The organism is Pseudonocardia charpentierae, from assembly GCF_031845345.1.
Lineage (GTDB): Bacteria > Actinomycetota > Actinomycetes > Mycobacteriales > Pseudonocardiaceae > Pseudonocardia > Pseudonocardia charpentierae.
In genome coordinates, this window is the sequence record NZ_JAVREJ010000065.1 from 1 (window position 1) to 6,067 (window position 6,067).

Annotated in this window: 4 protein-coding genes and 1 pseudogene; 2 read left to right on the forward strand and 3 right to left on the reverse strand. The window is 66.2% G+C overall.

Annotated elements, in window-relative coordinates; genetic code table 11:
- Nucleotides 1–1,264: 1,264 nt before the first annotated feature.
- The gene (locus tag RM445_RS31645; protein ID WP_311560548.1) at nt 1,265–2,356 is read right to left on the reverse strand and encodes an IS630 family transposase; all 1,092 of its coding nucleotides are present in this window, start codon (nt 2,354–2,356) and stop codon (nt 1,265–1,267) included.
- A 44-nt stretch (nt 2,357–2,400) separates the two neighbouring features.
- Between RM445_RS31645 and RM445_RS31650 the strand changes: the two are divergent.
- Nucleotides 2,401–3,333, forward strand: a pseudogene (locus tag RM445_RS31650) (TerC/Alx family metal homeostasis membrane protein); the annotation flags it as partial.
- The gene (locus RM445_RS31655) at nt 3,330–3,482 is read left to right on the forward strand and encodes a hypothetical protein (protein WP_311560549.1); all 153 of its coding nucleotides are present in this window, start codon (nt 3,330–3,332) and stop codon (nt 3,480–3,482) included. The pseudogene RM445_RS31650 and the gene RM445_RS31655, both read left to right, overlap by 4 nt.
- A 343-nt stretch (nt 3,483–3,825) precedes the next feature.
- Here the strand turns inward: RM445_RS31655 and RM445_RS31660 are convergent, their stop codons facing one another.
- Together RM445_RS31660 and RM445_RS31665 are read right to left on the reverse strand one after the other, a co-directional pair.
- Nucleotides 3,826–4,905, reverse strand: coding sequence for a TerC family protein (locus RM445_RS31660; RefSeq protein WP_311560550.1), 1,080 nt, complete (start codon nt 4,903–4,905; stop codon nt 3,826–3,828).
- A gap of 369 nt (nt 4,906–5,274) precedes the next feature.
- Nucleotides 5,275–5,454: a hypothetical protein gene (locus RM445_RS31665; RefSeq protein ID WP_311560551.1), complete on the reverse strand. Its 180-nt coding sequence runs from the start codon at nt 5,452–5,454 to the stop codon at nt 5,275–5,277.
- Between the last annotated feature and the right edge of the window lie 613 nt (nt 5,455–6,067).

A 6,067-nucleotide genomic window follows, 5' to 3' on the forward strand; every position in this document is an offset into this window, starting at 1 on the left:
GTCCTACGCTGTGGCCCGCGGCCACCGCTTGATCTTCTGATGTCGACACAACGGACGATGATCACGCGGTGGCCGCGCCGCGTTCCGGGCCACCCCACCAGCAAGATCACGACTTACGGCTGGAGTATTAACTGCCAGACCGGCGCCGGGCCATGCCTGCGGGATCCGCACCAGATCGTGGACTGCATCGGGTCGTCGACGTAGGAGACGACACAGAGCGGTCAGAAACTGCACGGTCGTGTCGCTGGCGCCGTACCAGGGCCGTCTGCGCCCCGTCTCCCTGGTAAGAGTGCGCGCAAGTGGGATCGTCAGGAGACCGGATGTGGTTGGCGATCTTTCCGGGCTCAGCTTGCCGTACCCTGCGCTCGTGCCAATCCGACATAGTCGCGATCGCGACGGTCGTCCGCCCTCGCTAGAGCCTTGCAGGTTTGCTCGCCTGGCCGCCGGATCGGCGCGAGCTGCCCGGCCGGGCGGCGCCTAGCGATCACCTCCAACATCAGCGCCACGATCCGGCCCAATGTCGCACGCAACGCCGCCGCCTCCGTCGCCGTCCGCGGCCCCGGCTCCACCACCGTCCCGGCCGTGTCCTGGCACCCGATAACGGTGGTTGTGAAAGGTGGCCGCCGTATGGCGGGCGCACCACCCCCGCCTCCATGCAGCTTCGGGGCCGACCAGCACCTCGTCACGGACCTCGCTCCCGCACATCCTCAGCGTGGCCGGCCAGTCGGCGAACGGATGTCCGGGACGAGGTCGCTACGCGACGACCTACTCCCGCAACGGACCCTGGACGTCCTGTGACTGGCCGTGAGGCTGAGCGGCGATGTCGGTTGACTCGGTTGGCTGGTGATGCTGCTGGTCTTCATGCCGTCCGGCAGCAACTCGCCGATCGTCCAAGCCGGTACCGCGGCGGCATCGTGACCACGGCCGACAGCCCGGCAGGGACCTCGGCACCGCGCCGCTCTCGCTGGGAGTGATCTCCATCCGCGCCGGGTTCGGTGGCGCTGTGGCCCCGGGCGTGCACGCGCCTTGACAGCCTGTCGACTGGGTCTACCCTCGCGGGCGAGGGGAGTACTTCCGTCGGGTCGTCCCGGTCAGGACGGGTGTCCCTGGCACCCCCGGGCGGCCGCCCTCCTCGTAGGGCGAAGGAGACCTCGAACGCGATCGCGTTCGAGGAGGTACCGTGCCCGGACAGCCACTAGCCACGGTGGTCGCAACGACGCCCGCTGTCGGGTCTCCCGCCCTGTGGACCACGAGCATCGCCGTGCTAGTGTCGTGCACCGTTGATTCGGTGAAGAAGTCGCCCAAGTCGTTCGAGGATGTCTTCTGCGGACTTGGTCCAGACGAACGGCCTGGGGTTGTCGTTCCAGGCCTTCACCCAGCCCCGAATGTCGGCTTCGAGGGCCTGGACGCTGCGGTGGTCGCTGCGCTGGAGGAGGTCTTCGGTGAGGTAGGCGAACCAGCGTTCGACCTGGTTGAGCCAGCTGGAGTAGGTCGGGGTGTGGTGCAGGGTGAAGCGGGGGTGCCCGGCGAGCCAGGCCTTGATCGCCGGGGTCTTGTGGGTGCCGTAGTTGTCCGCGATCAGGTGTACCTGCAGGTGCGCGGGGACCGTGGCGTCGATTTTGGTGAGGAACTTCTTGAATTCGATGGTGCGGTGGCGGCGGTGCAGTGAGGAGATCACGGTTCCGTCGGCGGTGTTGAACGCCGCGAACAGGCTGGTGGTGCCGTGGCGGACGTAGTCGTGGGTGCGCCGCTCGGGCATTCCCGGCATCATCGGGAACGCCGGCTGGGACCGTGCCAGGGCCTGGACTTGGGACTTTTCGTCCACTGACAGGACAACCGCGCCCTCGGGCGGGCGGAGGTAGAGCCCGACGACGTCGAAGACCTTCTCCACGAACAATGGGTCGTTGGACAGCTTGAACGTGTCGGCGCGGTGCGGCTTGAGGTCGAACGCTTTCCAGATCCGCCCGATGCTCGAGCGCGACAGCCCGGTCCGTTCGGCCATCTTCGCCCGCGACCAGTGCGTGGCATTCGCCGGCGTGGACTCCAACGTTGCCACCACGATGTCCTCGACCTGCTCACCGGTGATCGACGACGGCCGGCCGGGTCGCGGATCATCGGCCAGCCCGTCCAAGCGGGCCTGCACGAACCGGGCCCGCCACTTGCCGACCATCTGCACCGAGACCCCGAGCTGCTCGGCGACGGCGGTGTTCGACCGACCCTCGGCGCACGCCAGCACGATCCGAGAGCGCATCGCCAGCGCCTGCGCCGAGGTGCGCCGCCGCGCCCACCTCTGCAACTGCTCGCGCTCGTCAACGGTCAGTTGCAGCACGGCTTTCGGGCGTCCGGTGCGGGGCACGGCCCCATCCTACGACTTAACTTGCGAAATACTGGCGCACGACACTAGTTGGTCTACTCGTGCTGGACTTCGTGCTGACGCGCCGGCCGCATGCAGTGTCGTTGCGCGAAGCCGTCGGCTGGTCGATGTTCTACCTCACGCTGCCGGTCGTGTTCGGGCTATTCCTCTGGGGCGCCTACGGCAGTGAGCAGGCGCTGGAGTTCTACACCGGCTTCGTGGTGGAGAAGTCGCTGTCGGTGGACAACCTGTTCGTGTTTATCATGCTCCTGGCCGCGTTCGCGGTACCCGCCGAGTTGGCCCAGCGTGTTCTGCTGTTCGGGATCGTCGGTGCACTCGTGCTGCGCGGCGTACTGATCGCGCTCGGCGCGGTGTTGCTGCAGGCCGGAACCTGGGCGTTCCTGGTTTTCGGCGCGGTCCTGTTCCTGACCGCAGCGCGAGTCCTGCGCGAGGAGCTCGGCGGGACAACCCGCGAACGCGACGTGTCGAAGATGCGGTCGGTGCGGTTGCTGCGCTTGCTGATCCCCGTCACTGACGAGTATCGCGGCACCCGACTGTGGGTGCGCGCCGACGGACGGTGCGCGTTGACCCCGCTGACTGTTGTGGTGGTCGCCGTGCTCGCCACCGATGTCGTGTTCGCCGTGGATTCGGTCCCCGCCGTGTACGGAGTGACCGAGGACCCGTACCTCGTGTTCGCGACGAACGCTTTCGCGCTCCTCGGCCTGCGGGCGCTGTATTTTGTGTTGCAGTCCGCGTTGAGCCAGCTCGTCTATCTCAACCACGGGCTTGTGCTGATACTCGCGTTGATCGGTGTGAAACTGATGCTGCATTGGGCCCACGGGCTCTGGCCCGCCGTACCCGAGATACCCACCCTAATGTCGCTCGCCGTCATCGTGCTGATCCTTGCGGTCGTGACGTTGGCAAGCGCCATCGCCCGTCGTCGCGCCATCCGCCACTTCCCGTCCAGGAGCCGGCCATGATCCTCGACGTGCTCATCGAGTTCGCGCTACTCGTGCTCGTAATCATCGCTCTGATCGTCACGAGCGCCGTCCTGCTGTCCGTTCACCCATCGTCGCCTCGGCAACGGGCCCGCCATCGGCGCCGGCGCACACCCAGCGCGCCGGGCTGACGCGGGTGAGCGTCTGCTTCCATCAATCGCCCCCGCGAGGAGCTCGTCCGTCACCGCCATCCGCAGTCTCCCCAACCGCCAGCAGCGGTGGTCCGCCGCCCGTCACTACCGGCGGATGTCGGCGTCGGTGGTCGTTTGCGATCAGGGGTAACCCCGTCAGCGCGTCGACGAGCATGCTGAAGTGAAGCACCGGGTCGGGTCGACGGCGTGACCAGCGGCCGTATCGTCGTTCATCGCGTGCGCTCGCGGTTCCGGTCCCCAGCATCAGCCGCGGTCCGGACCGCCGGGCATCCCGGGGGGGGCAGCCGCCGCCGGCAGCGTGAAATTGAGCCGGACAGACACCTCACCGCCCGTCGCCGTCCGGCTCGGGCTCCGGTGTCGAACCACTATCACGAGCGGGGTTGTGGTCCCGGGCGCGCAGCTCCTCGAGCTCCTTCCCCGGAGCGCCGCCGTGTGAACCGGTGACGTCGTGCGTTTGCAGCACCTCAGGATTCTTTCGAACCTTGGCGAGGCTCGCCAGCACGGTCACGCACAGCGTGACCACGATGACGATCAGGGACACGACGGTGCTGATGTCGGGAACAGGCACGCCGTATTCGTGCAGCGCGTGCAGGATCAGTTTTGTGCCGACAAATCCCAGGATGACGGCCAATCCCAGGGACAGGTAGATGAGACGGTCGAGCAGGCCGTCGAGCAGAAAGAACATTTGCCGGAGCCCCATCAGGGCGAAGGCGTTCGCAGTGAGGACGATGTATGGTTCCTGTGTCAGGCCGAAGATCGCTGGGATCGAGTCCATCGCGAACATCAGGTCGGTCAAGAAGATGGCTACGATCACGACCGCGAGTGGCGTGTATACCTTCCGGCCGTCCACCCTGACCGAGAACCTGCCCTCGTGGTATACCGTCGTCGTGGGCAGCACCCGCTCGATCCGCTTGAGGAGCTTGTTGTTTTGGGGCTCACCCTCGGTGCCGTGCTCGGTAGCCAGCTTCCACGCAGTATAGAGGAGGAAGATCCCAAAAACGAAGAACAGCCAGTTAAAGTACGACAGCAGAACCGCTCCGACGAGAATAAATATCCCGCGCAGAATAAGTGCACCGATGATCCCCAGCTGCAACACCTTCAACTGGTGGCGCTGCGGAACGGCGAAGGATGACATGATCACGACGAAGACGAACAGATTGTCCACCGACAAGCTGAGCTCAGTGATGTAGCCGGCGAAGAACTCGAACCCATACTGCGGCCCGGCCGTGAACCAGATGCCGAAACCGAAGGCCACCGCCAGGGCGACATACACCAGCACCGATGCGCCGGCCTCCCGCATCCCGACCACGTGCGGCCTGCGACCCACGAGGACGAAGTCGACGATGAACACCAGCGCAATGCCCGCGAGCGTGACCGCCCATATTAGCGGTGAGATCGTCATTTCTGCGGTCCTTCCTCGGCCGTCGAACCAGCCGCTAGTTGTTGACCCTGGCGGCTCGTACCGGCCCTGACGCGTTGATCGCGGAGTGGTTCGAAGCGCAGGACCAGGAGTCGGACCTGCGGATACTCAGCTACAAGTGCCAGCCATCTTGACCTGAGACTCAGGCGTTGTACAGAAGGCGGTGCAGACGGACGTGCAGCGTGCGTCGTCGCGAGTCGGCCACGCACGTCGAGTGAGGACCTCACGGCCGGCATCAGATATGACCGCGCGGAGAACCTGGTCGATGGACGATTCCTGCTCGACGAGAGCACGGAGGGTGTCCCGGAGCGGCCCGCATCGCCCGACCTGAATCGCGATCTGCTGAGCTAATTAGGTCAGACGGGAGGAGGAAGAGTCGTCGGGTGTGAGGCGAACGAGGCGCGCTGACGGGTCGTCGTTCACCAGGTGGTCTGGCCGCCGCTGATGGTTGAGTGCCTCGCCGGTGATCTCGCTGGCGGCGTCGGAGGCCAGGAACAGCACGCTCTTGGCGATGTCGACCGGCTGCTGCATGCAGGCCATCGGGAGGATGTCGATGCCGCCGAGACGGTCGGTGACCTCACTGCCCGGCCCGGACGATCTCGCCACCGTCGGTCAGATCGCACACCACACTGGTGGCCGTCCCGCTACCGGCGGCGCCGACGGTCTCGACCGCCGCGTCGAGCAGCTGGTCGAGAGTCGCGTGGTATGGGGGTTCCGACGCTCGTCGACCTGCGCGGCGAGACGCCGCATGATCATGTCGGCCTCGGACAAGGCCCTTGGGCCAGCCGGCACGACCTCGCGCAGGTAGTGACGCCGACCAGTCAGCGGGTCCTTACCCGCATAACGAAGACCCGCAGAGCACCGATTGGAAGGCGCTCGACGCTTCCACGCGGTCGCCTGCTCCGGGTCTGCTCCGCAGCCGACATGGTGCGACGGTAGCAGCGTTCGCACCACAAACGACTCCACGGCGACGACGGTGGGATCCCGTCGCAAGGAAATACCTGGTTGGAGCGGTGGGGGTCGCGTCCCGCTGCGTGGTGTAACTCGCTCCGCGGGAGGCTCTGCGGTTCAGATCATGCCGTCATGAGTTCGGCGGTGGCCACCCCTTCCGGTGGTGTCGGGGTGGCGAGCAGGGCCATGGTGG

Coding starts and splice junctions, on each gene's coding strand:
- RM445_RS31655 (WP_311560549.1), top strand. CDS start 3,330: ATGATCCTCGACGTGCTCATCGAGTTCGCGCTACTCGTGCTCGTAATC.
- RM445_RS31660 (WP_311560550.1), bottom strand. CDS start 4,905: ATGACGATCTCACCGCTAATATGGGCGGTCACGCTCGCGGGCATTGCG.
- RM445_RS31665 (WP_311560551.1), bottom strand. CDS start 5,454: ATGCAGCAGCCGGTCGACATCGCCAAGAGCGTGCTGTTCCTGGCCTCC.